This window comes from uncultured Shewanella sp. (assembly GCF_947501225.1).
GTDB lineage: Bacteria > Pseudomonadota > Gammaproteobacteria > Enterobacterales > Shewanellaceae > Shewanella.
Window position 1 is genome coordinate 35,169 of sequence record NZ_CANMUW010000023.1, and the last position, 25,487, is coordinate 60,655.

Here is a 25,487-nt window from a genome sequence, read left to right on the forward strand (position 1 = left end):
TCTCCTGTATGTTAACCGGCTGTGCCGATATTATTTTTCATAGAAACATTGGTGCGCATATCGGCGCCGGATCTCCAGAACTTCTCAACCTTACCCGGAATGGGCTCGGGTCCCTGTCCGCCATAGCCAAACGCCGGATGAGCTTCCGCCATAAAGGCATGCAGAAATTTTGGCATCATAGGGTTGACGGCCATCATCATCCAGTGATGCCAGAAGTCGGGTTCATTGAAGGTACAACTGGCGATACAGTTCAAGCAGGAGGTATCGTTGTCTACCCAGAAGTTGAAGCAGCGCTTGGAGTCTGAATGCCACTTACTGACACCCGCGTGACTATTCCAGGTATAACCCGGCTCGTCGCTGAACTCATAGGTAGGGTGAAAGGTGGGTTCATCATCCTGACTGATGGCACCGGACGGGCAGGAGTCGGCACACTTCTTACAGGTTTTGCAGAACTCGCGCACCCCCCAGGTTCGTGGCTGATCGTAAGCATCTTCAAAGTCGATATCGGTAAATACCTTACACAGCCTCACCCTAGGCCCGACACCGGGCATGATGCAGGAGCCAAGACGACCGCCCTCTCCCATTCCGGCTAGGATGGCATAGGCCACAGAGTTAGCCAGATCGTTACCCGCTCCCACGGCATGGTATCCACAGCCACGGATAAACTTTGCCATCTGACACGCCATCTTACCCATGTCGCTATAACCGTTACCCGTGGCGCCCTCCGAGGTCCAGGACGGCGCCGTCGCTACGTTGTCATAGTCCATAGGGGTTGCAATGACGATCACCGACTTGGGTTTGAACGGAAAGTCTTTCTCCCAGGAGAGAGTTCTCTCATCCTCCATGTCATAGAGAGGAGCGTAAACGAAACGTTTATCAAACTTTGCGATGCCCACTCTCACCGCTCCAAACAGGCGTCCTGTCGAGCGGATCATATCTGCGGCACGTTTGCCGCTTCCCCAATCATATTGCTCAGGCTCTACGTCTGTTTGATCCCAGCTATGCAGCGGAGTATTCGGTTGACCGAAGGCGGCTGCACGGGATTTGGCGACAACCAAAGGGTACCAGGCGGCGTGGCCGATAGCCCTGTCGGCCTGACCATATCCTGATTTACTATTATCGAAGTGATCACGGTTCTCGAATGTCTGGACCACATCATTGAAGTCAAACTCTTTGTTCCACAAACGTGAATATTGAGCCGAACGCTCGGGATGATCTATCTTGGACAGTTTTGGGCTCACCGCGTGAGTCAGCACCAGATCCCGTTGGTCGAAAGGTTTAAAGTTGAGCTCGTCGACCTCGATACCCGGAGTGTTTGTCGAACCTTCCAGTGCCGCCTTAGAAGCCCCTAATGCCACTCCACCGGTTAACATAGCCGCACCACCACCAATGACGGTCTTCTTAAAGAAGCTGCGTCGCGACATGTTCGGTAGATCATCTTGCTGCTCTTGCGAGCTGAGGTTTTCATCTTGGTTTGTCATATTGCTTAATTCTCTTCATCTAACAATGGGGTAAAAGTCTCTGCGGGCAAGATCAGACGACTTCAATAAGTTCAAGGTCGAAGATCAAGGCCGCATTGCCGGGGATCTTCGGCGCCTTACCCACCTGACCATAGGCCAGCTCTGCCGGTACATATACTCGCCACTTAGAGCCTTGCGGCATCATCTGCAATACCTCGGTCCAACCGGGAATAACGCTCTGCACGGGAAACTCTACCGGCTCCCCTCTTTCGACTGAGCTGTCGAATACTTCGCCGTTGATCAACATGCCGTGGTAGTGAACGATGACATTATCTATCTGCCCGGCAGTTCGCCCCTCTCCCATCTCTATGACCTTGTATTGCAAGCCGGAGTCTGTGATGACGATTCCCGGCTTAAGGGCATTTTCAGACATAAATGCCTGACTGCGTCCCGCAACCTCATCGGCCTCTTTTCGGCGAATAGCCTCTACCCTGGCTGCAATATTTTTAAATGCCGTCTCCACTTGTTGATCAGTGATGGGCGCGGCTCTGTCATGGAAGCAATCCAGCATCCCAGCGAAGACGGTTTCCAGCTCCAATCCGTCAAAGTTATGAGTTTGCAGGTGACGGCCGAACTGCCACCCCAGTCCATAACTGACTTTCTGCTCGTCATTTACGAGCGATACAGCTTTAGTATCAGTCATGATGATTTGACTCCTCAGATAAGGTAAATATACGCAAACAGCAGTTTCTAGTGCCCAGCAGGAGCATCCGGCAGGGGTAGAATCAGCCTTGCATCTGACTTCATAAAGCTCATATGACAGGCATTACAAGCCTCAATGGTGGTCACCACAGCCTTCATACTGGAGTGGCCATCATGGTTACGAACCGCTAATCGAAGTCCTAGGGTGGCATTTTTCAGAGCCTTAGAGCGGCTTTGGAACTCCTCCTTGCGATCCAGCAGGTCATCACTGGCTTTACTTTGCTTAAAGGAGTCCGGCACAAAGAAAAAATCGTTATATATGATGGATAACCCCGCCAGAGAGTCGACACGATTAAGCATGGTGAAACCATTCCACGGCTTCTTGCCGGTAGCGATGGCACCGGCATCCATCAGGCTTGCGCCCATAAGCCTATGAACACCTTGTCGCGCCTGAATTGCCGCCGTCGGCTCAGCATAAGGATCCGGCATTGGGTTTGCTTTTGCCGCAAAACCAAACAGGCTTGCAAGCAAGGTAATAGAGAGAACTGTCTTCTGCATTTTTAGGTTTCCTATCGACAGACTTCCACAGGCAAAGCATCGGGTCATATAGCACTGAATGAAAACCTCAAACGGGTTAACCTTCGGCCACTAATTTGGGATAATGACCCTAACTCGCTTAACCAACGATATAAGTACCGGGCGGTACATATGTTGAGGCGATAATACCCCTCAATGTACCAGGTGGTACATAACGAGGTTGTAAAAATGTGACACATGGTCTGAAAACAGACAATTTTTGATTTAGAGCAACAACCACAATTTTTGTATGGGTATATCAATGACAGGTAAAGTAACGCGCCAACGTTTTTCCAAGAATCAATGGTTAGAAGCCGGACTAAAAATGCTTTCAAACCAAGGCGTTGACAAACTAAGTATCGGCAACCTGTCTCGCACAGTCGGCGTCGCTAAGACCAGCTTCTATTGGCACTTTAAAGACAGACAAGATCTGTTGGATCATATGCTGGAGTACTGGATTTCTGAATTTAACGCCGTGTTAACGGACAACCCGGATCTGCCACAGCTTCCTCCCAAGCAACGATTGCAAACCATTGCCGATACCGTAGTCGGACAAGATCTGGCCAAATATGAATTAGCCATCCGTGGCTGGGCCAGCCACGACGAAGCAGCCATGGCGGTGTTTGACAATATTCACTCACGTCGTATGGCCGTAATTCAGAGGGCCTTTGCCGACGCCGGTTTCGATGAATTGGAGCAAAAGACACGGGCCGAGCTGTTTAACTGTTACCTGAACTGGGGCAAGGTCATGAACAATGATCCAGCCTCATTTAAGACAACGGTAAACAGAGTCATCCCTATGCTGCTTCTGGCGACCGTTGAAACAGATTAACGCTGAAATGTGAATTCCTGAGCAATTTACTCAAGTTTTCCTTGCCAGCTCTTAAAGAGGCAAATAAGATACACCTTAAAGATATAAATAATTTGCAGCTTTGAGGTGTTTATGAGTGTTACAGACCAAACTGAGATCTCCCTATCTGAACAGCATGTCGGTCAGCTTGTAGCCGATGATTTTCGCTATGCCCATGTATTTAGTCAATTTGGTATCGATTTTTGCTGTGGCGGGGGACGAACACTCACCGCAGCCAGTGACAAGGCCGGTATCCCGTTAGCCGAAGTAGAAGCGGCACTGAGTAAAATTAACTCCGAAGGCCAGAAGGATGATGCACTGAATCAGTTAGCCCTCGGTGAACTCATCGACTATATCGAAGCAAATCATCATGCCTATGTGAGAGAGAAGGCGCCGCTGTTGATGGAGTATAGCCAGAAGATGGTAAGGGCTCACGGTGAACGCCACGCAGAAATTAAACCTTTTGCAGGTTGGGTGCGCGCCTTAGTCGACGACCTGACCCCTCACCTGATGAAGGAGGAGCGAATTCTGTTTCCGGCCATCCGTGCTATGGCTGCCGGTGAAACCGTAGAGGGCTGTTTCGGCCATATCGGCAACCCTATCAACGCGATGCAACACGAACATGACGACGCGGGCCATATACTCCAAAAGCTTCATGAAATAACCAATCACTTCCAGCCACCGGAGCATGCCTGCACCACCTGGCGGGTCTGTTACGCTACGCTGGCCGAGTTCGAGGCCGACTTGATGCAGCACATTCACCTCGAAAATAACATCCTGTTCCCTAAGGCATTGGCCCTCTGAATAGTCGTAGCCAACCGAGTACAAAAAGGCCGGCAAATGCCGGCCCTTTTCACACTCAGTCCTGAACTAACTCCCGATCAGCAGATAGCCACCGATTAGCGCAATGACGCCACCGGACATCCGCATCAGGTTATACTGCTTACCCACATGCTGCATCCCCATGCCCAGCACCACCCCGACAAGGTGTATGGTCGCAGTGCCGCAGATAAAGCCCAGAGCATAGAGTACCGGGTTTGCCAGTTGCGGCATCTCGACACCGTGAGCGTGACCATGAAATATGGCAAACACGCCAACAAATGCCATTATCAGCAACTGAGGAAGACGCTTATCGATTGCTAACGCGACTCCCAACAGCAGGACAGATAAGGCAATTCCCATCTCCACGAAGGGAAGCGGAACCGAGAATAACCCAAGAATCCCTCCCAGAAGCATAAACATGACGAATACCCCGGGTACGCTCCAGATAGCGCGACCACCGAGCTGTGTACTTAATACCCCCACACACAACATAGCTAACAGATGATCGAACCCCAACACGGGATGATTGAAACCCGTTATAAAACCACCGGATGACCCCAACTCATGAGCCTGAGCCGGCAGTGATGAAAAGAGGAGGAAAAACATTAAAGCAGCTAAACGCAACATGACAACAATCCTATCCTTGATTACCCAAAGTAACAGGCAAGATACACCTCATCCCTCGGGCATCTATTGATACATATCAAGCGATTGAAAACTTAGGAAAGCAGTACAGCCAGTTCAGATATATCCTCTATCTCCAAATGGGGTAACATTCCACAGCCTTTGTCGACCGACGCACGGTCAAATGCAGGATTTAGCCATATGGACTGACAACCGGCCATTCTGGCCCCCTGAACATCGTTAAGGTAACTGTCTCCCACATGAAGTAGCGCCTGGTGAGCGATATCCAACCTGCGACACGCGCTATAAAACATATCCGGATAAGGTTTCTTTCTTGTCCCGTCACCGGGATGGAGTACAAACTGAAACAGAGATCCCAGACCTATCTTATCGGCATCGACATTTCCATTGGTCAAGCCAATCAAGGGATAGCTTCTCCCCAACTCCTCGAGCATAGTGATAATCGATGTTGAAACGGTAAAGTCAGATCTATCTTTCAGAAAATGCTCGACTCCCCGCTTTGCGCCGGTTTCGGCATCCGCTCTCGAATAACCTAAGCTAAGCAGGCCCTGCTCCAGCATCACGAATCTTGCGGCCGTAGTATCGTGAATCAGTTCAGGATATTTATTCAGCAAAGCGGCTTTCAGCACTATCCAGTCGGCTCTCTGCCATCGGCGGGTCTCGGCGTATTCCTGAGCAAGAAATGCGATTAACGAAGCTTCTGCTCGCTTAAGAACTGGCCGGTTATCATACAAGGTGTCATCGAGATCGAAGCTTATTACTTGAAAATCCCGTGTGCGTATATAGCTTTGCGCCATTACTCTTTTCCTGTTTTCACTGTCGGTTTTGCCTTGGTTCTGGCCCTGGGGTGTGCTCCGTCATACACTTTCGCCAAGTGTTGGAAATCCAGGCTGGTGTATATCTGCGTCGTTGATAAATTGGCGTGGCCAAGTAACTCCTGAACAGCCCTTAGATCTGCACTGGACTCTAGCATATGTGTGGCAAAGGAGTGTCTGAGCTTATGGGGGTGTACACGCATATTCAGAGCTTGCTCCTGTCCCCACTTAGCGAGCCTGGCCTGAATACTCCGGTGTGCCAACCGCCTCCCCTTACTGGTAACAAACAGGGCATTATCTTCACAGGCGGCGATCCCTTTTCTGCATGTCAGCCAACACTCGATGGCATGTATCGCGAAATTACCGACAGGAACGATTCTCTCCCTGCCCCCCTTTCCCATCACCTTCACCTGCCTCTCAGAGAAGTCGATATCTCCCACATTCAGGGCGGCAAGTTCCGCCAGACGCAAACCTGATGAATAGAATAGCTCCATGATCGCCTTATCACGCAAGCTCAATGGGTCATCACCATCAATCTCCAAAAGATGAGTGACAGAATCGAGATCCATATTTTTAGGCAGGGGTTTATTTTGTTTTGGCGCACTCAGAGTCAAAGCCGGATTAGCCTGAATTGCCCCCTCTCTAAGCAGAAAGTCACAAAACTGTTTGACTGCAGACAGTGTCAACGACATGGAGCGGGGGCTTAGCCCTTGCCTGTGAATTTGGCTCAGAGCCCCCTGAAGCTGCTCCCGGGTTACCTCAAGCCAGGAGCTGGTTTTCTCAAGCCGCTTGCTGACCCGCTGCAACTCGTACAGATAATTTCGAACTGTATACTTTGATAGCCGGCGTTCGGCACTGAGATAACTTTCAAATTTTTGAAACCATTCAACGTTCATTAGCGCCTGTTTATCTTTTGAGCTTGAAATAAACACTCTCTCTTAGCTGACATGCCGGCCACGTCCGGGCAAAACGGATCGCCTCTACAATTTTGGCAGCAGATGATCCAGCAACTGCTTAAGCTGATCCAGCAGCAGATTATCCATCTCAGGATGAAAATGCATCGCATCCTGGCTGGCGATAGCAAAAATGACCTGACCACACTGGTCGGATAGTCTGGACAGGGCCACAGATCCGACATCACAGCCGAACAGACGCTTAGACTCTTCGATGGTTAAGCGTCCAAAATAATAGCCCTGCTTCAAGCGTTTACTCCAGATCCGCGACAGCTCACTATCCAGATCATGGACAGTAATCAGCCTGACGTGACTGAAATTAAATTGAGTTTTTAACCCTTCGGACAGCGTCTGCCTCAACTCACCCAGATCTTCACATTGCAGCAGTTTCAGTGACAGCGCCGTATTGAACATATAGATAGCTTCATTACGCGATGCCATCCCCATCAAGGAGGTGATCTCCTCCTCAAGCTGCTGCACCCGACTTCTCAACATCTCCTGTTTACGCTCCACCAGAGAGACGGCGCCACGCTCACCGTGGGGAATGCGCATAGCCAGTAACAGCTCTGGATACCGGCTAAAAAAATCAGGATTATCTAACAGATATTCACGTATCAGTATCTCATCAAACGGGGCTTCATTTTTCACTTCGGATGCTTCACTCATTGCTGTATCTGTCCATCATATACATGTTCGGCGGGCCCGGTCATCCACAAAGGTTTTCCCTCCCCCTCCCAGTTAATCGTCAGGGTTCCCCCCGGAAGATCGACACGCACTCGATTATCTAACTTCCCCTGGAGCTGCCCAACGACAACCGCGGCGCAGGCACCGGTTCCGCAAGCCAGAGTCTCGGCAGTCCCCCGTTCATATACTCTTAACTTAATATGGCCGGGGTTAATGACCTGCATAAAACCGACATTCACCCCCTTAGGAAAACGCTCATGACGGGTAAGCAGGGCACCAACACCTTCAACGTCTGCAGTCTGGATATCTTCGACATCCAGGACACAGTGAGGATTGCCCATGGAAACGACGCCACACAGAAAGGTCTGCATATTCGACTCAGGAGGATTGACCTGAAGCAGGTATGTTTTCTCAACCTTCTTGGCCGTGAATGGAATCTTTCCGGGATCGAGTACCGGGATCCCCATATTCACAGTCACATTACCATCTCGCTCCAACCGCAGGGTTATCTTGCCATTTGAGGTGCTGACCCTGATCTTCTGCTTATTCGTCAACCCCTTGTTGCGAACAAAACGAGCAAAGCAACGGGCGCCATTGCCACATTGCTCGACCTCACCGCCATCGGCATTAAATATGCGGTAGTGAAAATCCAGATCCGGATCATAAGGAGGCTCTACCAGTAGCAACTGATCGAAACCGATACCAAAATTTCGATTGGCAAGACGCTTGATCTGTTCGGGTGAAAAGAACACGTTCTGTGTAACTCCATCGACCACCATGAAGTCATTACCTAAGCCGTGCATCTTAGTAAAATGGATCAAGATAGATATCCTTTAAAAATCTGTGTGCTACAGCTAAAAGCTGAACAATAATATATAGACAGTTTACGGCAGTAATTGCTCACCTTGCCATAGCTGAGGCAATTTTTCTCGCTCACGTATCAGATGTGCCTTGCTACCATCGACCATCACTTCCGCGGCTCTTGGACGGGTATTATAATTTGATGACATAGTGAAACCATACGCCCCCGATGAACGAACCGCCAGGTAGTCGCCGGCATCGATATTCAACTCTCTCTCCTTACCTAAGAAATCGCCCGTTTCGCATACCGGTCCCACGATATCATAGTTGCGGGTTTCCCCTTCACGGGGCTTCACAGGAATAATATTTTGCCAGGCGCTATATAACGACGGACGGATAAGATCGTTCATCGCCCCATCGACCAAAGCAAAGTGCTTATCACTGTTACCCTTAAGATAGAGCACCTGAGTGACAAAAATTCCGGCATTGGCCGCTATCGCACGACCCGGCTCAAAAATAAGTTTAAGATCCCTGCCGCCCAGTCGTTCGAGCAGCGCTGCGGCATAGACATCCGGCTCAGGTGGCGTCTCATCATCATAGGTCACCCCTAAGCCGCCCCCCACATCGAAGTGCTCAATCTCAATACCTTTATCGCCCAAGCGATCAATGAGGGCCAGCATACGGTCCATGGCGTCGAGAAACGGCTGTATCTCAGTCAGCTGTGAACCAATATGACAATCCACCCCTTTGACCTCTAAGCCTGGCAGACCGTTAGCCCGAACGAAGATAGACTCGGCTTCATCCATAGCTATGCCAAACTTGTTCTCTTTTAGACCGGTAGAGATATAGGGGTGAGTTCCCGCATCGACATCAGGATTGACCCTTAAAGATACCGGCGCCACCTTCCCCAGCCGCATTGCGACACGATTAAGCTGTTCGAGTTCAGCTGCAGATTCGACATTAAAGCAGTGGATCCCTAAGTTTAATGCCTGCTCCATCTCATCCACTGTCTTACCCACACCGGAAAATACAACCTTATCGGGCGATCCACCCGCCTCGATCACCCGGGCAAGTTCACCACCGGAAACAATATCGAAACCACTGCCAAGCCGAGCGAGCACATTGAGAACCGCCAGATTAGAGTTAGCTTTCACCGCATAACAGATAAGATGCGGATGATTAGCGACCGCACGGTCAAAAGCATGCCAATGCCGCTCTAATGTCGCCCGGGAATATATGTACAGGGGGGTGCCATAGGTCTGAGCCAGCTCGGCAACCTGGCAATCTTCAGCCTGTAGTTCATTATTTTTATAGAGAAAATGATCCAAGAGTCTATTCCTTATTGCTTTCTTTTTTCGGCTGTTCCTGCTTCTGTTCCTGATTATCTTGTTTATCCGGCGATTTATATAGTGGGCCTTTTTGGCCGCACGCAACGACAAAAAGGCTACCAAGCAATATCAGTGAACACACTCTCATTTTTCTCAACATCTATCTATCCAGGTTGTTTAAATCGGTACAGGGGTAATTTTTAAACCTTTAGTGATGTTGCAGAGTTAGCGTTTCCACGTCAAGCATATATCGGACTAATAGATGCGATTCCCATGTTTTCAGCTGAAATCACAGTTCAGATATCGGCTTTTGCAAAATTTGATTGGAGTGATGGGTTGTGATTGATACTATCAATATGAAAAACTAAACCATAACCAAGGATTAAGCCCCATGGCCATGACAGACTCTGAATTTCATCAACTCGCTGATGAGATGTTTCAAGCCATAGATACCGCCATCGAACAAGCCATCGATGAGCAGGATGCAGATATAGACATCGATGCCTCGGGAAATGTGCTGCAGCTGGAGTTTCCGGATACTTCAAAAATCGTGATCAATAAGCAGGAACCTTTACATCAGATCTGGGTGGCGACCAAGTTTGGTGGATACCACTTCTCATTCGTAGAAGGTCAATGGATCGACGAAAGAAATGGTGGTGAGTTTATGCCTTTCGTTATCGATTCGATTAAGCGCCAAGGTGATATACAGCTCTCGCTGTAAGAGATTTTTAGATTTTTGATTAAAAGAGGTGAGTGAATATCGAGCCTCTTTTAGCGTTCCATTTCTACTAGAAATCCATCTCGGCCTCATCTACAGAGACACCGAAGGGGATCGCCCTTAATCGTCCATCGATCCGAATCAACCTGAAAAACTGCGGCAGATTGAAGCGCTGTTTAGAGGTATCCGGCTCCTCGAAGGCATGGTGATGGCTCACCTGGCTCACAAGCTCATCTACTTTTACATCTTGTTGAACATAATGGTTCAGCTCATTTTTCTCATTGAGTACAAACACATCTAAGCCATGTTCACTTTGACGAAGAAAGTATTGAATCGCACCATGGGCGGCAAAGTCCTGTATAACATCGGGTACCTTGGTAAACGGCTCATTACCGAGATCCGGCCTCGGCAGCTCAATCACCTTCTTCATAGTTAGCTGCTGATAGAAAGCCTTGGCATCTTTCAGATCCTGAAAAACCATCCCCTTGCTGTTAAAAAAGATCCCATACTGAACCTTGCCGACCTTTAGCGGGTAAACCAGCGTCGAAGAGCTGGATACCTGTAAGCTTAAACGGACCGCCCTGTGTACTAAGCTATTCACCGTACGCTCAAACTGAGACTTCAGCTTGGCCGAACAACTGATCACCTCTATAGCGACCTCTTCCTCAGCCTGCCTTATACCCGGTATGATGAAAGACAACGCATTTAATATCCCCTGCTCCCCCTCATAATGGTGACAGTGCCACTCTCCCCATGAATTGAGGCTGATGATATCGATCGATGCGACCATATTTTGCTGACGTCGGCCCAATGAGAAGATATTGGCATTCATATAATCGACCATAATCTCCTGCCCCTGCCACTGAACCGTCGGGTCGCTATTAAAGTTGAGCAACAGTATCAACTTTTTATAACGCCATGGCTGACACAAATCCATCTTAGATACCCGCCTCTCTTCGAACTCGAAGAATGAGAGCAACCGTCTGGCCGCCATCGTCAGGTATTCCGACTTTCCGCTTCCCTTTGTGAACTCATACCAGCTTGTCACCTGGCTCGATACACCGTTCAATGTAGCCCAGGCGAGTAACTTAGCCTTACTTCTTGAGCGATAAACCGCTCGCTGACCGATAAAGTTTCGCGAATGGGGAGGACAGCGATACAGACAATACAGCTGTTCGTTATGGCTATAGATGACGGTCAGATCCGGCTCGGCTATCGACTCACTCCATAGCCGGTTCAGGCTGATGATCTGCTGTGAGTCGGCGCTGAAATAGGTATGCAGTTTGCGAGTCAATAACCCCAACTCAGACAGCCTCAGGTTTCCGCTGAGCTTATTGGCTGAGGCAAATTGTATCAGAGTCTGGTAGCTGCCTAACATGAGCTCATTAAGCTGTTCATTGAACCACTGTAGTTGTCCACAATGCCAATCTTCACAGTGATCCAATGTATCTATGAGGCTTTCAGACCAGTTCCAGCTATCGACCATGCTTCTCAGCTTGTGATATCGCCAATCCTTAGCCTGCTCAAATTCACTCAAGCGAATGCCACATTTCAGATAGAAACATCGCCGTACGATCTCCAGTCGCCCGGGATCCTGCTGCCTTTCAAGGTGCGCCTCTATCGATTCGTAGAGGAGATAATAGGCATCGTTCGCGGCAGAGAAATCGCCATCCAAAGTTCGCTGCCATACCTTTTCACTGACCAGTAAGGTGTCTGGATATTCTGTCGCGTAGGCCTCAAGCAGTAGTACCTTCAACAGAGCCTTATGGGGTTTATCTAAGCCTTTATAGAGCTGCCATAGAGAGGCGCCGAAGTACTCACTAGCCGGGATCTGGCTAACGTCGCCTAAATATAGTAACTCATCGGTAGTATGGGCATTTGGCCACCAGGCCACGGTTTTACCCGCTAAACAGATCTGGCTGCGATAAAACTCCTCCAACAGGAGCCAATGTTGAGCGCTGCCGCTGTGCTCATGGCCTATCGGACGCAATGACCCGCCATCAGATTTCGGGGCCTTTGAGAACTGCTCCGGGTGGACCAGATAGATATTAACTTCCAATCCATACCGGGCAAACCAGGCAGTTAAGAGCGAAGATTTCTCCTCTAATAATCGGCACTCCTCTTGAGTCAGCAAACGGTCATGAACCACCCATACATCGATGTCACTCTTAGGATTCTGACCGAAGCTGGCCATACTCCCCATACTGTAGACTCCCTCGATGGCAGGCTGCCTCACTTTGTGCTGTGCAGGCTTAACTAAACCCAGGGTGTCGCAAGCGGCCAGCTCACTATCACAAGGTTGATATTTGAAGACTCCGGAAGGTGTCATCGAACCGTTATAGCCTGGGTAGCCAGCCCTATGATAATGAAATAGAAGAGGAATAAGTCTTAATAGATCTCTCTTTAGCGGGGATAGTATCGCGAGCGCACGAGCCAGCCTGATCCGATTTAATCGCTCAGCGGTTTCGATAAATTGACTCTGCTCATTGATCAAATGATTTATTCCAGAACGAAATAGAGAGTTGATATTTATGCTAGCAGCTTTATCTCACTTTGGGAATAAATGAGATCGATATCACATTTTTCAACGCGAAATTTATGGGTGAACTTCAAAGAATCAACAGCCTCATATTACATCTGTTCCAGAGCAATGTTAGCATTACTGCAACTAAGGCCTCTGATGGAAAATCGAGCATGTCTCAAAACGTCATTCGAATTGCAACACGTAAAAGCCCACTTGCACTTTGGCAAGCAGAATTTGTTAAAGCTGAACTGGAAAAATTCCATGAAGATTTGACGGTAGAACTCCTACCTATGAGTACAAAAGGCGACATCATCCTTGACACACCACTGGCAAAAGTGGGCGGCAAAGGATTATTTGTTAAAGAGCTGGAAGTGGCGATGCTTGAAGACAGAGCCGATATTGCAGTGCATTCGATGAAAGATGTTCCGGTCGATTTCCCTGAAGGTTTAGGTTTAGAAGTTATTTGTGAGCGTGAAGATCCGCGCGATGCTTTCGTATCTAATAACTACAAAGATATCAGTGAGCTACCTCACGGTGCCGTCGTTGGTACATCCAGTCTGAGACGACAGTGTCAGATCAGGGCCTCTCGTCCTGACCTTGAGATCAGAGATCTGCGCGGTAACGTCGGAACACGATTAGGAAAACTGGATGCGGGTAACTACGACGCAATCATTCTTGCGGCTGCCGGCCTTAAGCGCCTGAAGCTCGAGGAGCGCATTACCAGCTTTATCTCTGCCGAAGAGTCGCTACCGGCCAACGGTCAGGGTGCGGTCGGCATCGAGTGTCGTACCAATGATGAAAGAGTGAAGGCTCTACTTGCTCCGCTTGAGCACGCTGAAACACGTCACCGTGTTATTGCCGAACGTGCCATGAATACTCACCTTGAAGGCGGATGTCAGGTTCCTATCGGAGCCTACGCAGAGATCGAGGGTGATACATTAACGCTACGCGGACTAGTCGGTAACCCTGATGGCAGCCATGTTATCGAAGCAACAAAAGTAGGCCCTAAGACAGATGCACAAGCGATCGGTGTTGCACTGGCCGAAGAGCTACTCAGCAAAGGCGCTAAAGCCATTCTCGATGCCGTCTATATCAAATAGACCATTAAGATGAAGGTACTACTGACACGCCCACAAGGGCGTAATCAGTCGATGATAGAGGCCCTGAATGAAAGAGGGGTCTCTCATCTTGTCACGCCACTGCTTAATGTACAGGCAACCGATATTGAGCAGCACCAATCATCTATTGAACAGTTTTCTCATGCTGATATTGTTATTTTTATCAGTACTAATGCGGTAAAGTTCGCCTCTGAAGCATTAAATAATAAGTTTCCTCAATCGGCACAATTTTACGCCGTCGGTGAAGCAACCTATCAAGCCCTTCTCGCCCTTGGGATCAATTCATTAAAAGCTCCACAGGAGTGTCAACAGACCGAAGGTCTCCTCACACTAAAGCCGCTTCATAATATTTCTGATAAAAAAATTGTGATCGTGCGAGGCGTGGGAGGAAGAGAGGCGCTGGCAGAAGCACTCAGCGACAGAGGCGCTGTCGTTAACTATTGGGAAGCCTACCAAAGAGGTTGTCCAAAGTTAGATATAGACAGCACCCTACATGAGTGGCAGAAGGCTGAGATTGACACAATTGTCGTCACCAGTGGCGAAATACTTCATAATCTAATCAAACTTGTACCAAAAGAGCTATTTGCTTGGCTGCGTGCATGTCATATTATAGTTCCCAGCTCTCGAGTTGAGGATCAAGCTTTAGCCAGCGGATTGCTACACGTAACTAACGCTAAAGCTGCGAACTGTAAGGCTGTACTGTCAGCCTTAAAGTTAACTGTCTAGTCTTATACCCAGGTTCCCCCAAGATGCTCGTTTCAGAGCGCCAGAAGGGCAAGGCGAGAAGCAACATTTTTCAGCGTTATGAAATATCGAATTAGAATAACTAGTCCTACTATTTCATGCCTTGAACGCTATCACTTCCCGACATGCTGAATCCTGCATCTTGAGGAGGTTTGGGTATATAATCGTCATCATTGTAGCTGTATCGCCTTCAAGGACTGTTTAATGGACAATAAAAAGTTAGATGAGAACGTTATAGAACCGAAAACTGAGGTAAGCTCTGAAACGGATACTCATGACACGACTCAAGCAGTCAGCGAACCTCAGGAAGAGTCTGCTAATATCCAGCCTGAAACTGAAAAAAACAGTGTTTCTCCCGGGTTTATCTTCAACCTGTTTTTTATACTGGTTGTGGCTTTTGGCGCCTTGGGTGGCGGTTACTATCTTTATCAGGAGTTAGTACTGCAACAGCAAAAGTCTCAGGCATTAGCCACTGAGCTGAAACAGGCACTGAGTGAGCCTGCACGCCAGATATCGTCACTGCAAAGAGAGCAACAAGAGTTTTCCGGCAGCATCACCCGAGACATGAAGGGCTTGACCGACAGTCAGACTCAGCTGAATGAGCGCGTAGCAAAACTCGCCCAGCGCAATCCTAACCACTGGATGGCAGAAGAGGCCAAATACTTAGTCAGAATGGCCGGAAGTAAACTTTGGCTCGAAAAAGACCCAAGCACGGCAGCAAGCCTTCTGAAATCCGCCGATGATAGAATCGAGTCGATGAAAGACCCCTCTCTGACACCGCTGAGAAAGGCGTTGGCTCAAGATATCGCTTCGGTTTCGGCAATCAAGAGTACCGATATTGCAGGCACTGTGTTATCACTCGACAGTATTATCGAGAACCTACATCAACTGCCGTTAAACAGAGCCGATGTGGCTAATGCAGCTAAACGCATAGAGAGCCCTGAGATGAGCGAGTCTCTCGATGATTGGCGCAGCAACTTAGCAAAATCCTGGCAGGCCTTAATGGACGATTTTGTCGTCGTACGCAAGAGAACCACCGACAGCGCTCCACTGCTGAAACCCGATCAGCAATGGTATCTGGTGGAAAATATCAGAAATAAACTGCTTCAGTCGCAACTCGCCCTCTATCGAAAAGATCAGGTCAACTACAGACAGTCACTGACACTGGCCAGGAAGTGGATATATCAATATTTCGATCTCAACAGTCCCCGAACAGAGGAGACCTTAGCCACATTGGATGCCTTGAGTACTCTTGAGATACAAACCGCCAGCATAAACCATTTCAAATCGACAGCATTACTACAACAGCTGGTGCTCCATGGCAACGTAATGGTAAATGAGGAGCCTTCCCTATGACCCGGGTTCTTGTTTACCTCGCGATAATTTTAGCGGGCCTATGTATCAGCCCCTTCCTGTCAGGCAGCAATGGTTACCTCTATCTGGCTATTGGTGACTATGAAGTAGAAACCAGCCTGGTATTTGCGATCCTCTCACTGATTGTCTTTTACAGCTTATTACAATTAGTCGAGTGGGTTATCGTATTCATGCTCAACCTGCTCTTCAGCAGTCGTTTGCTACCCGAGAAGTGGCGTAAAAAAGCGGCTAGAAAGCACACCCTTATGGGAGCACTGGCCCTGGCAGAGGAGGACTGGCCAACCGCCGAGAAAGCGATGGCCAAGGGCGCAGAAAAAGGAGAGATCCCGGCTCTGAACCTGTTAGCCGCAGCCAGAGCTGCGCAACATCAAAACAAGACCCAATCCAGAGATGAGTACCTGCTTCAAGCTGAAAATGAAAAATTGGCCACTAAGGCTGTGGCTACCACACGTACGCGTTATCTGCTTCAGCAAGGTGAACTGGACAGAGCCAGACAAGAGCTGGATAAACTGTCTCCGACGAGTAAGAGCAAGCTCCCGGTACTCAGGCTGGCTCTGGAATTATACCAGGCGCAATCTGACTGGCACGCTCTGAAGCTTCTGCTCCCTATCATCAAGAAGCGAAACCTGATCTCAGATGAAGAGCTAAATGAGCTTACCATTTCAACTAATACCGCTCTGCTCGCCAGTGCTCAAAAAAGCAGTGAGCAGGAGCTGGAGAAGGCCTGGCATTGGCTCAGTCGAGGAGAGAGAAAAGAGGTGCGCTACCTGGCCATCTACTGCATAGGACTCAACCTCTATCAACGTAAACCTGAGGCGTTGAAAATACTGATGAAGCAGTTAAAGCACTCCATCTCTGCCGAGTTGTTATACGCTCTGGGCGAGATCATTTCACCTGCCGATGTTGAGGAGAGAAAGGTCATCTTTTCACTCGAGAAAAAATATGCAGAAGAAGTTAATTTCCAGAGACTTCTAGCTAAGCTACATCAGCAAAACAAAGAGTATCGACACGCAAGTACCTACTGGCAAAAAGTCTGCAACCTTCAACCCGGAAAAGAGTGCTGGCTGGCTCTGGCTGAGTCACAGGAGCACCTTGGTGAAGTCAATAAAGCCGTTACCAGTTACAGAAATGCTGCTTTGTTTAGCTAACATTTATATCCATTTATAATAAGAAAACTACCTATATGGTAGTTTTCTTATTATGGCTCGAGATTTACCGAATCTACTCTTAGTTAACCCATTGAATAGAAGCGGCTATTACTCTCTTTTCTCCTTTAATTTTCTCCACCATTAAATTTATCCCAATTCACCATAGTTTGACACATATAAAAACTGGATCAGACTTGAAGTAGTCAGGGGAAAGTATGTTATTTCCTAAACCTTCAAACCTTCAATGTCAGTTATAGATGAGCTTGCTCAGGGATGTAATTATGGGTGTTTCAATAGCTAAACAAGATGCCGTTGTCACTAACCTGGTTGGTCAATTAAAAGCCAAGGATGAACAGGGAAATATCAGAGATGTGTCGATAGGCGATCTTATCAAGAACGGTGAACAGTTAATCTTTTCACCAAGCGCACAATTTATTCTGGAGATGGCCGATGGAACGGTCATTGATGAAAAGAGTATCATATCGGAAGAGCCTCCCCTATCCCCAACTCCAGAAGAGGGAATCGCAACAGCCCCCGTATCTACCGATGCGGAGATCGCGGCCTTGCAGGCTCAAATCTTAGCCGGTGAAGACCCAACAGCCGGACTGCCTGAGACCGCGGCCGGCACCGCGGCCGGAGCCGGTGGTAATGAAGGCACAGACTTCGTCACCTTAGACAGAACAGCTGATGAAACGATCGCAGGCAGCGGATATGATACCAGTGGATTTGACCCGACTGCCGACACCATCAGTGAAGAGCCAATCATTGCAGAGGAGAATATTCTCCCCACATTAACTTCCGGCTCAATCACAGTTTCAGAAGTTAATCTCCCTCAGGGTTCAGCGCCATCAGACGATGCACTATCACAAATAGGTGCGATCACACTCGCCGCACCAAACGGCATATCCCAAGTGCTGATTAATGGCGTTGCGGTGTTTAGCGGTGGGGTATTTGCGGGTCCGACAACAATCACATCCGCAAGCGGAACACTTAATATCACCGGATTCGATGCAGCTACCGGCATACTGAGTTATAGCTACACCCTGAACTCAGCGGTCGACCATAGTGCTGCAGAGCCTATATTAGATACCTTTGCCGTGTCTCTAACCGATATTCTGGGTAACAACACCACCTCAACCATTACCGCCAACCTGCTCGATGATGCCCCCAGTGGCCTGGATGACTCGGGTAACATAGGTGAAGATGACGTTTCTGTTTCCGGCAGTGTCATAGATAACGACACTCAAGGTGCCGACTCCTCTACTGTTTCACAAATCACTAACGCCGACGGAACCAGTCTGGCCGTCGCTCAGGCTACGATCATAGACGGTAGCTTCGGTGCACTGCAGATATCTGCCGACGGTAGCTATAGCTACCTGTTATCGACCCAGCTCGATGCGGTTCAGTCTCTCGCTCAGGGGGAGCAGGTTACTGATAGCTTTACCTACCAACTCACCGACAGTGATGGTGATAGCGTGCCTGTAACACTTACCGTCACCATAACCGGAACCAACGACGCACCGGTTATCACCACAGAGATTGGAGATGGAGCGGATCAAGGCACTGTCATCGAATCGGGCAATGAGGATGACGGTACCCTGGTACCCGGCATACCACAGACAACGGGCACTCTCACCGCCACCGATATCGATAACGGTGCGGTGCTGAGCTGGAGCGGCAGCGCAACCGGCACCTTCGGCAACTTCGTTATCGACGCCGTAACCGGTCAGTGGTCATATACACTGGACAATCAGCTTGCCGATAGCTTTGCCGAAAATAGCGTAACTCAGGAGGAGTTCCTGGTTACCGTGACCGATGAATTTGGTGCAAGTGCAACTCAGTTGGTGACCATCACCATCAACGGCACCAATGACAGCCCAATAATCACCTCGACGGCCGCCGATGCCACCGGTAGCGTCAACGAACAGCCCGCCGAAGGTGTAGTCTTGGAGCCCGATACGCAAGTCGCCACCGGTACACTCACCGCCAGTGATGTCGATACCGGTGCAGTCCTCTCCTGGAGCGGCGATGCCGACTCCACCTATGGCAGCTTCAGCATAGATCCGGTCACCGGAGAGTGGACCTACACCTTAGATAACCAGGCTGCAGAGAGCCTGGCCGAGGGCGAAGTGGTACAGGAGAGCTTTTTAGTCACTGTTACCGATGAATTTGGCGCCATCGATACCCAAACCGTCACTATCAATATTACCGGCAGCGATGAAGCAACAATCATAGCTAACGACAGTAACACCATAGATGAAGATAGTGTCGCTATCGGTAACGTGCTGGATAATGACAGCGATGAGGACGATCTGCTTACAGTCAGCAGCTTCAGCGTCGAGGGGAATAGTTATAGCGCCGGAACCAGTGTAGATCTAGAAAATGGTACCTTACTGCTTAACGGTGACGGTAGCTACGTGTTCACACCTGACGCTAACTGGAACGGCAATGTTCCTGTCATCACCTACACCACTAATACCGGTGCGACAGCGACCTTGACCATAGTGGTTGAGCCTGTTAACGATGCCCCCAATGCATTTAACAACAGCTACAACCTCAACGAAGGTGGCTCAACAAGCGGAAACATCATCACCGATAATACCGGCTCCGGTATCGACAATGACATAGATGGCGGCGCCCTGAGCATAACCCACATTAACGGTGTTGCCGTTACCTTCATTGGCGGTACAGCAATTATTCCAATCGGCGATGGCACCTTAACCATCAACCAGAACGGTAGCTTCACCTATAATCACAATGGTGAAGAGCCCGAGCCAACCAGTTTTACCTACACAATTAACGATGGATTGGGAGGAACAGACACAGCTACTGTTTCCCTTAATATTAGTAATGTCAATGATGCACCTGAGACCGATAACCTCAACGCCTCTGGCAATGAAGATACTGCCATCGACATTCCAGCCTTAAGCGGCAGTGACATCGATGGTACTGTCGTGAGCTTTATCATTGATACCTTGCCCAGCAACGGTACACTCATGCTCAATGGTGTGCCTGTCCTCATTGGAGCTACAATACTCGTTGCTAATGCAGGTGATCTCACCTTTGAACCGAATGACAATTGGAACGGTGAAACCAGCTTTACCTACCATGCAGTTGATGATGACGGCCTTCCAGATCCCTCTCCTGCAACGGTTAACATCACCGTCACCCCGGTCAACGATGGGCCAGAGATTATCAGCATAGATCTAGCTGCAGTATCAGAAGAGGGTTTACTCTATGGACTCAAGGATACCGATGGTGAGCCTGACGATACTACAAATGAAGTATCCTTTGTCGGCACACTCAGTTTCACTGATGTCGACAGCAGCAACTTTGCTATCTCTATCGATGACACCAATATTGGTCAATACTACTCCGGAGATACCCTGATCAACTGGAACTGGAGTGGCAATACCCTTACGGGCAGCGCGGGCTCGATGACTGTCATGACAGTTGTATTTGACGCAGTCAATGGCACGGCTCCAGACTTCACAGCCAATTATACCGTCACCCTGTTCGCACCGGTAAATCATGATCCCGATAGCAATATCGAAGATGTATTGCCTTTAGCCTTTGCCGTAACGGTTGACGATCTAAACGGAGGCAGCGCCGACACCACTCTCACAGTTAATATCGAAGATGACTCGCCTGTCGATAAGCTAGATCCACAAGCAGAGCCATCAATAGTCAATAGTATCGGTCAATATATCACAGGAGATCTATTTGCCCCCGGTGCCGATGACTTTGGCAACGTGATATTCGACGTAACTTCCGAGGTCAAGGATAACCTCCTATATAACGGCTCACATCTGTCCTATGACATGGACGGGAATACGTTAGTTGCATCGTCACCGCTTGACGGCACCACCATATTTACCTTAACTGCGGTACCCGACGGCAACGGTCAATATGACTACAAACTAGTTTTACTGGAAGAGATCCAGCTAAAAACCGATGTTACATTTGAAGTCAATGATGCACCCGCTGGATTCAATGAGACCTATTACGTCGATAGCGATGGAAAAATCTACTCTCATGATGGCCAAGTCGTTAATGAGATCGCTACAATTACCAGCTCCGATAGTCTTAATTCCAATGAACATGGTATAGGTGTTGGTTCAACTCCCTCAATTGATACAGGGGAAAAAATTGTATTCCATTACGGTGATTTTGGCACCTTAGGTGCCCAAATAGTCCTCGGAACCGGAGTCAATGCAACCCGGGACGGTAATAGTACATTTAACTATACCGTCACCTACATGAATGGAGAAACGAAAGAGTTCACTGATGTCGTTCTTGATGGAACATACGAAATAGAAGCTAAGTTCACAGATGACAACTTCTACTCAAATATCGCATCTATCGAAATCGAGTATGTCAGCGGAGATGACTTCCAAATTACCCTATCAACCTCAACGGTAGCCAGCGTTACGGAAAATCCACTGGATCTTGATTTCACCTACACGGCAACCGATGCCGATGGCGATAGCATCGGAGAGCCTGCCGGCTTCACCGTAGTGGTAGAGCCGGATACAGGTAATGATGATATAAACGTATTGGCCGGAACCGATGCCGATGACGACCTGTTAGGTGGCATCGAAAGTGACTACATCATCGGCGGCACCGGAGATGACACTATATCCGGCGGTGCAGGGGCAGATATTCTAATCGGCAGTGAGGGCTCTGACACCATTGACGCGGGTATAGATACAGACCGTGATGCCATCATCTGGGAAGTGGGCTCTGCCGACGAGAGTGTAGATACCATCTATAACTTTAACCCCGTCTATGATGTGCTCAACCTATCCGATGTCTTGGTCAATGAAGCACCTGGCGCTCTGGAAGACTTCCTCTCATTTAACTTTGTAGGCGGCAGCACAGAGATAGTCCTCGATACAAATGGAACATCATCAGCTGGAGGAGATACGCTAACTATCCTGCTGGATGGAGTCGACCTATCGGCTATCTATGGTCCAAGCCCGACGGATATCATCAACGGGCTGCTCGATGACGATGCGCTGATTATTGATGTACCATAATCGGCTACACTAAGCAATTTGGCCGCCTTTACACAATCTGGCCGCACCAGGGTTACGAAGCCACGATATATAGTGGCTTCGTTATATCAGTCCGACTGTAAAAGAAGCCGTCAAAAAGCTGTTTTAGTCAGTCTACATCTATATCCATTTATAATAAGAAAACTACCTATATGGCAGTTTTCTTATTATGGCTCAATCTAAATCAACATTATTCTCACTTAACCACCTGAATACTCCTGACTAATCATCAACTGAAGCCAAAACCTTACTCCATCGGTAGATTCCCCCGCCGGTTGCCCAAGTTTGACACACAGTGAAACTGGATCAGACTTTAAGTAGTCAGGGAGAAAAGTATTAATTTCCTGAACCTTCAATCCTTCAATGTCTGTTATAGATGAGCTTGCTCAGGGATGTAGTTATGGGTGTTTCAGTAGCTAAACAAGATGCCGTTGTCACTAACCTGGTTGGTCAATTAAAAGCCAAAGATGAACAGGGGAATGTGAGAGATGTGACCATAGGTGATCTTATTAAAAACGGTGAGCAGTTAATCTTCTCGCCAAGCGCACAATTTATTCTGGAGATGGCCGATGGAACGGTCGTCGATGAAACAACGATCTCGCCGGACGATCCGGCCCTTCCAACGTCCCAAGAGGAGGGATTAGCTACGGCGCCCGTGTCTACCGATGCGGAGATCGCGGCCTTGCAGGCTCAAATCTTAGCCGGTGAAGACCCAACGGCAGGACTGCCTGAGACAGCAGCCGGCACAGCAGCCGGAGGCGGTGGTAATGAAGGCACAGACTTCGTCACCTTAGACAGAACAGCAGATGAAACGATCGCAGGCAGCGGACATGATACCAGCGGGTTTGACCTGACTGCAGCCCCGGCCGATGAAGAACCTATCATCCCCGAAGAAAATATTCTCCCCACGTTAACATCCAGCTCCATCACCGTTTCAGAAACAAACCTCCCCCAAGGCTCAGCGCCATTAGCAAGTGCTTTATCACAAGCAGATACGATCACACTCGCCGCACCAAACGGCATATCCCAGGTGCTGATCAATGGGGTTGCCGTGTTTACCGGTGGGGTATTTGCGGGCCCGATAGCAATAACATCCGCAAGCGGAACACTTAATATCACCGGATTCGATGCAGCTACCGGCATACTGAGTTATAGCTACACCCTGAACTCGGCAGTCGACCATAGTGCTGCCGAACCTCAAATCGATAGCTTTGCCGTCTCACTAACCGATATTCTGGGTAATAACACCACCTCAACCATTACCGCCAACCTGCTCGATGATGCCCCCAGTGGCCTGGATGACTCGGGTAACATAGGTGAAGATGACGTTTCTGTTTCCGGCAGTGTCATAGATAACGACACTCAAGGTGCCGACTCCTCGACCGTTTCACTCATCACCAACGCCGACGGAACCAGTCTGGCCGTCGCTCAAGCTACGAGCATAGACGGTAGCTTCGGTGCACTGCAGATATCTACAGACGGTAGCTATAGCTACCTGTTATCGACCCAGCTCGATGCGGTTCAATCTCTCGCTCAGGGGGAGCAGGTTACAGATAGCTTTACCTACCAACTCACCGACAGTGATGGTGACAGCGTGCCGGTAACACTCACAGTCACCATAACCGGCACCAACGACGCACCAGTTATCATCACTGATAACGGCATCGATGGCGAAGATTCAGGTACAGTCGTTGAGGCCGGTAATCTTGATGATGGCACTCCATTTATTGGTACCCCATCTGTTAGCGGAACACTTGCCGCCAATGATATAGACAATGGTGCCATACTGACCTGGAGCATAGCCGATGGTGTTGGTAACCTAGGAAGCTTCAGCATTGACCCTGATAGCGGAACCTGGTTCTACACATTAAACAATGATCTGGCTGATGGGCTAGCCGAGGGAGAATCTGCACAAGAGCTATTTAATGTTACAGTCACAGATGAATTTGGTAGCACTGATACTCAAGTTGTCATCATCACGGTACTGGGAACCAATGACTCCCCAATCCTAACTGTTGATAGTTCTGGTAGCATAACCGAAGATGACAGCAATCCAACCTTAACGGATAACGGAACCCTAAGTTTTTCCGACGTTGATATTAGCAATACGCATAGCATTAGCTTCAGTTATAACAGTGATATCAATTGGAGTGGAGGCACACTCACACCAGCGCAAGAGTCAGCATTGACAACCGGATTCAATGCTGACACTAACAACTGGGATTACAGCGCTTTAAACTCAGAAGTACAATTCCTTGGTGCAGGCGAAACCATCACCATGAGTTTTGATGTCACGGTAACTGACAACGACGGTGCAAGTGATACTGAAACCGTTACCATTACTATCAATGGAACCAATGATGCGCCAGTAATCACAACTGATGACGGCATTGATGGCGAAGACACAGGAACAGTCGTTGAGGCGGGAAATTTTGACAACGGCACCCCATTTTCAGGAACCCCGTCAGTTAGTGGAACACTTGCCGCCGATGATGTCGACAATGGTGCAATACTAACCTGGAGCATCGCCAATGGTGTTGGAAATCTAGGTAATTTCAGCATTGACCCGGATAGCGGAACTTGGATCTACAACTTAAACAATGATCTGGCGGATGGGTTAGCCGAAGGGGAGTCTGCACAAGATCTGTTTAATGTTACAGTCACAGATGAGTTTGGTAGTACCGACACTCAAATTGTCACAATCACTGTCATAGGAAGCAATGACTCCCCAATCCTAACTGTCGATAGCTCAGGTAGCGTAACCGAAGACGACAGCAATCCAACCTTAACTGATAGTGGATTCCTTAGTTTTTCAGACGTTGACATTAGCAATACGCATAGCATTAGCTTCAGTTATAACAGTGATATCAATTGGAGTGGAGGCATACTCACTCCAGCACAAGAATCAGCGTTGATAACGGGGTTCAGTGCCGACACTAACAGCTGGGATTACAATGCTTCAAACTCAGATGTTCAATTCCTTGATGCTGGCGAAACCATCACCATGAGCTTTAATGTCACTGTAACCGACAACGATGGAGCAAGTGATACAGAAACCGTCACCATTACTATCAATGGGATCAATGATGCGCCTGAACTAACACCCGACTTTGGTGAGGTCGATGAAGATGCCACCTTAACCGTGGCTGCAATTAATGGCGTACTGAG

At 48.7% G+C, this 25,487-nt stretch carries 20 protein-coding genes; 9 read left to right on the plus strand and 11 right to left on the minus strand.

The annotated features are described in order from the left end of the window. Positions 1–11: 11 nt before the first annotated feature. Genes Q1B47_RS20430 through Q1B47_RS20440 form a run of 3 tightly spaced genes read right to left on the minus strand, consistent with a single transcriptional unit; the run spans position 12 to position 2,720 of the window. Positions 12–1,481 carry a reductive dehalogenase gene (locus tag Q1B47_RS20430; RefSeq protein WP_299798145.1) on the minus strand — a complete coding sequence of 490 codons (1,470 nt, stop codon included), beginning with the start codon at positions 1,479–1,481 and terminating at the stop codon, positions 12–14. Between the two features lie 52 nt (positions 1,482–1,533). Further along, positions 1,534–2,163, minus strand: a complete 630-nt coding sequence (locus tag Q1B47_RS20435) for an FKBP-type peptidyl-prolyl cis-trans isomerase (RefSeq protein WP_299798148.1) — start codon at positions 2,161–2,163, stop codon at positions 1,534–1,536. A gap of 47 nt (positions 2,164–2,210) precedes the next feature. After that, positions 2,211–2,720 (minus strand): cytochrome c, encoded by a 510-nt coding sequence (locus Q1B47_RS20440; RefSeq protein WP_299798151.1) that lies wholly within the window; start codon positions 2,718–2,720, stop codon positions 2,211–2,213. A gap of 280 nt (positions 2,721–3,000) precedes the next feature. Between Q1B47_RS20440 and Q1B47_RS20445 the strand changes: the two genes are divergently transcribed. Both Q1B47_RS20445 and ric read left to right on the plus strand, forming a co-directional pair. Then, a complete protein-coding gene (locus Q1B47_RS20445) occupies positions 3,001–3,570 on the plus strand; it encodes a TetR/AcrR family transcriptional regulator (protein ID WP_299798154.1) in 570 nt (189 codons plus the stop codon). Positions 3,571–3,681: 111 nt separating this feature from the next. Further along, positions 3,682–4,392 carry an iron-sulfur cluster repair di-iron protein gene (ric, locus tag Q1B47_RS20450; RefSeq protein WP_299798157.1) on the plus strand — a complete coding sequence of 237 codons (711 nt, stop codon included), beginning with the start codon at positions 3,682–3,684 and terminating at the stop codon, positions 4,390–4,392. 66 nt (positions 4,393–4,458) lie between these two features. Here the strand turns inward: ric and Q1B47_RS20455 are convergent, their stop codons facing one another. The 7 genes from Q1B47_RS20455 to Q1B47_RS22015 all read right to left on the minus strand — a co-directional run bounded on the left by Q1B47_RS20455 (position 4,459) and on the right by Q1B47_RS22015 (position 9,796). Continuing rightward, a complete protein-coding gene (locus Q1B47_RS20455) occupies positions 4,459–5,037 on the minus strand; it encodes a HupE/UreJ family protein (protein ID WP_299798160.1) in 579 nt (192 codons plus the stop codon). A 92-nt stretch (positions 5,038–5,129) separates the two neighbouring features. Beyond that, entirely contained in the window at positions 5,130–5,852 is a 723-nt protein-coding gene (locus Q1B47_RS20460; RefSeq protein ID WP_299798163.1) for an HAD-IA family hydrolase, read from the minus strand. Next, positions 5,852–6,766 (minus strand): tyrosine recombinase XerC, encoded by a 915-nt coding sequence (gene xerC / locus Q1B47_RS20465; protein ID WP_299798166.1) that lies wholly within the window; start codon positions 6,764–6,766, stop codon positions 5,852–5,854. Before xerC ends, Q1B47_RS20460 begins: the two co-directional genes overlap by 1 nt. A gap of 84 nt (positions 6,767–6,850) precedes the next feature. Next, complete coding sequence (locus tag Q1B47_RS20470) at positions 6,851–7,489, minus strand: DUF484 family protein (RefSeq protein ID WP_299798169.1); 639 nt, start codon at positions 7,487–7,489, stop codon at positions 6,851–6,853. Next, positions 7,486–8,328 (minus strand): diaminopimelate epimerase, encoded by an 843-nt coding sequence (dapF, locus tag Q1B47_RS20475; RefSeq protein ID WP_299798172.1) that lies wholly within the window; start codon positions 8,326–8,328, stop codon positions 7,486–7,488. The genes Q1B47_RS20470 and dapF overlap by 4 nt, the downstream gene beginning before the upstream one ends. A gap of 63 nt (positions 8,329–8,391) precedes the next feature. After that, entirely contained in the window at positions 8,392–9,636 is a 1,245-nt protein-coding gene (lysA, locus tag Q1B47_RS20480; protein ID WP_299798175.1) for a diaminopimelate decarboxylase, read from the minus strand. Positions 9,637–9,640: 4 nt separating this feature from the next. Continuing rightward, positions 9,641–9,796, minus strand: a complete 156-nt coding sequence (locus Q1B47_RS22015; RefSeq protein WP_366873966.1) for a lipoprotein — start codon at positions 9,794–9,796, stop codon at positions 9,641–9,643. Positions 9,797–10,027: 231 nt separating this feature from the next. Here Q1B47_RS22015 and cyaY point away from each other — a divergent pair, with 231 nt between their 5' ends. Next, complete coding sequence (cyaY, locus tag Q1B47_RS20485; RefSeq protein ID WP_299798178.1) at positions 10,028–10,357, plus strand: iron donor protein CyaY; 330 nt, start codon at positions 10,028–10,030, stop codon at positions 10,355–10,357. Positions 10,358–10,424: 67 nt separating this feature from the next. Here cyaY and Q1B47_RS20490 read toward each other — a convergent pair whose 3' ends face one another. After that, positions 10,425–12,845 carry a class I adenylate cyclase gene (locus Q1B47_RS20490; protein WP_299798201.1) on the minus strand — a complete coding sequence of 807 codons (2,421 nt, stop codon included), beginning with the start codon at positions 12,843–12,845 and terminating at the stop codon, positions 10,425–10,427. A 203-nt stretch (positions 12,846–13,048) separates the two neighbouring features. On the opposite strand from Q1B47_RS20490, the gene hemC reads away from it, so the two are divergent. The 6 genes from hemC to Q1B47_RS20520 all read left to right on the plus strand — a co-directional run. Next, complete coding sequence (gene hemC / locus Q1B47_RS20495) at positions 13,049–13,978, plus strand: hydroxymethylbilane synthase (RefSeq protein ID WP_299798181.1); 930 nt, start codon at positions 13,049–13,051, stop codon at positions 13,976–13,978. 9 nt (positions 13,979–13,987) lie between these two features. Then, positions 13,988–14,722, plus strand: a complete 735-nt coding sequence (locus Q1B47_RS20500) for a uroporphyrinogen-III synthase (protein ID WP_299798184.1) — start codon at positions 13,988–13,990, stop codon at positions 14,720–14,722. 222 nt (positions 14,723–14,944) lie between these two features. Then, on the plus strand, positions 14,945–16,096 hold the full coding sequence (locus Q1B47_RS20505) for a uroporphyrinogen-III C-methyltransferase (protein ID WP_299798187.1): 1,152 nt from the start codon (positions 14,945–14,947) through the stop codon (positions 16,094–16,096). Further along, positions 16,093–17,262 (plus strand): heme biosynthesis HemY N-terminal domain-containing protein, encoded by a 1,170-nt coding sequence (locus Q1B47_RS20510; protein WP_299798190.1) that lies wholly within the window; start codon positions 16,093–16,095, stop codon positions 17,260–17,262. Before Q1B47_RS20505 ends, Q1B47_RS20510 begins: the two co-directional genes overlap by 4 nt. Before the next feature lie 281 nt (positions 17,263–17,543). Then, positions 17,544–22,301: a retention module-containing protein gene (locus tag Q1B47_RS20515; RefSeq protein WP_299798192.1), complete on the plus strand. Its 4,758-nt coding sequence runs from the start codon at positions 17,544–17,546 to the stop codon at positions 22,299–22,301. Positions 22,302–22,719: 418 nt separating this feature from the next. Beyond that, positions 22,720–25,487 (plus strand): retention module-containing protein (locus Q1B47_RS20520; protein ID WP_299798195.1); only part of this gene is annotated, 2,768 nt, incomplete at its 3' end.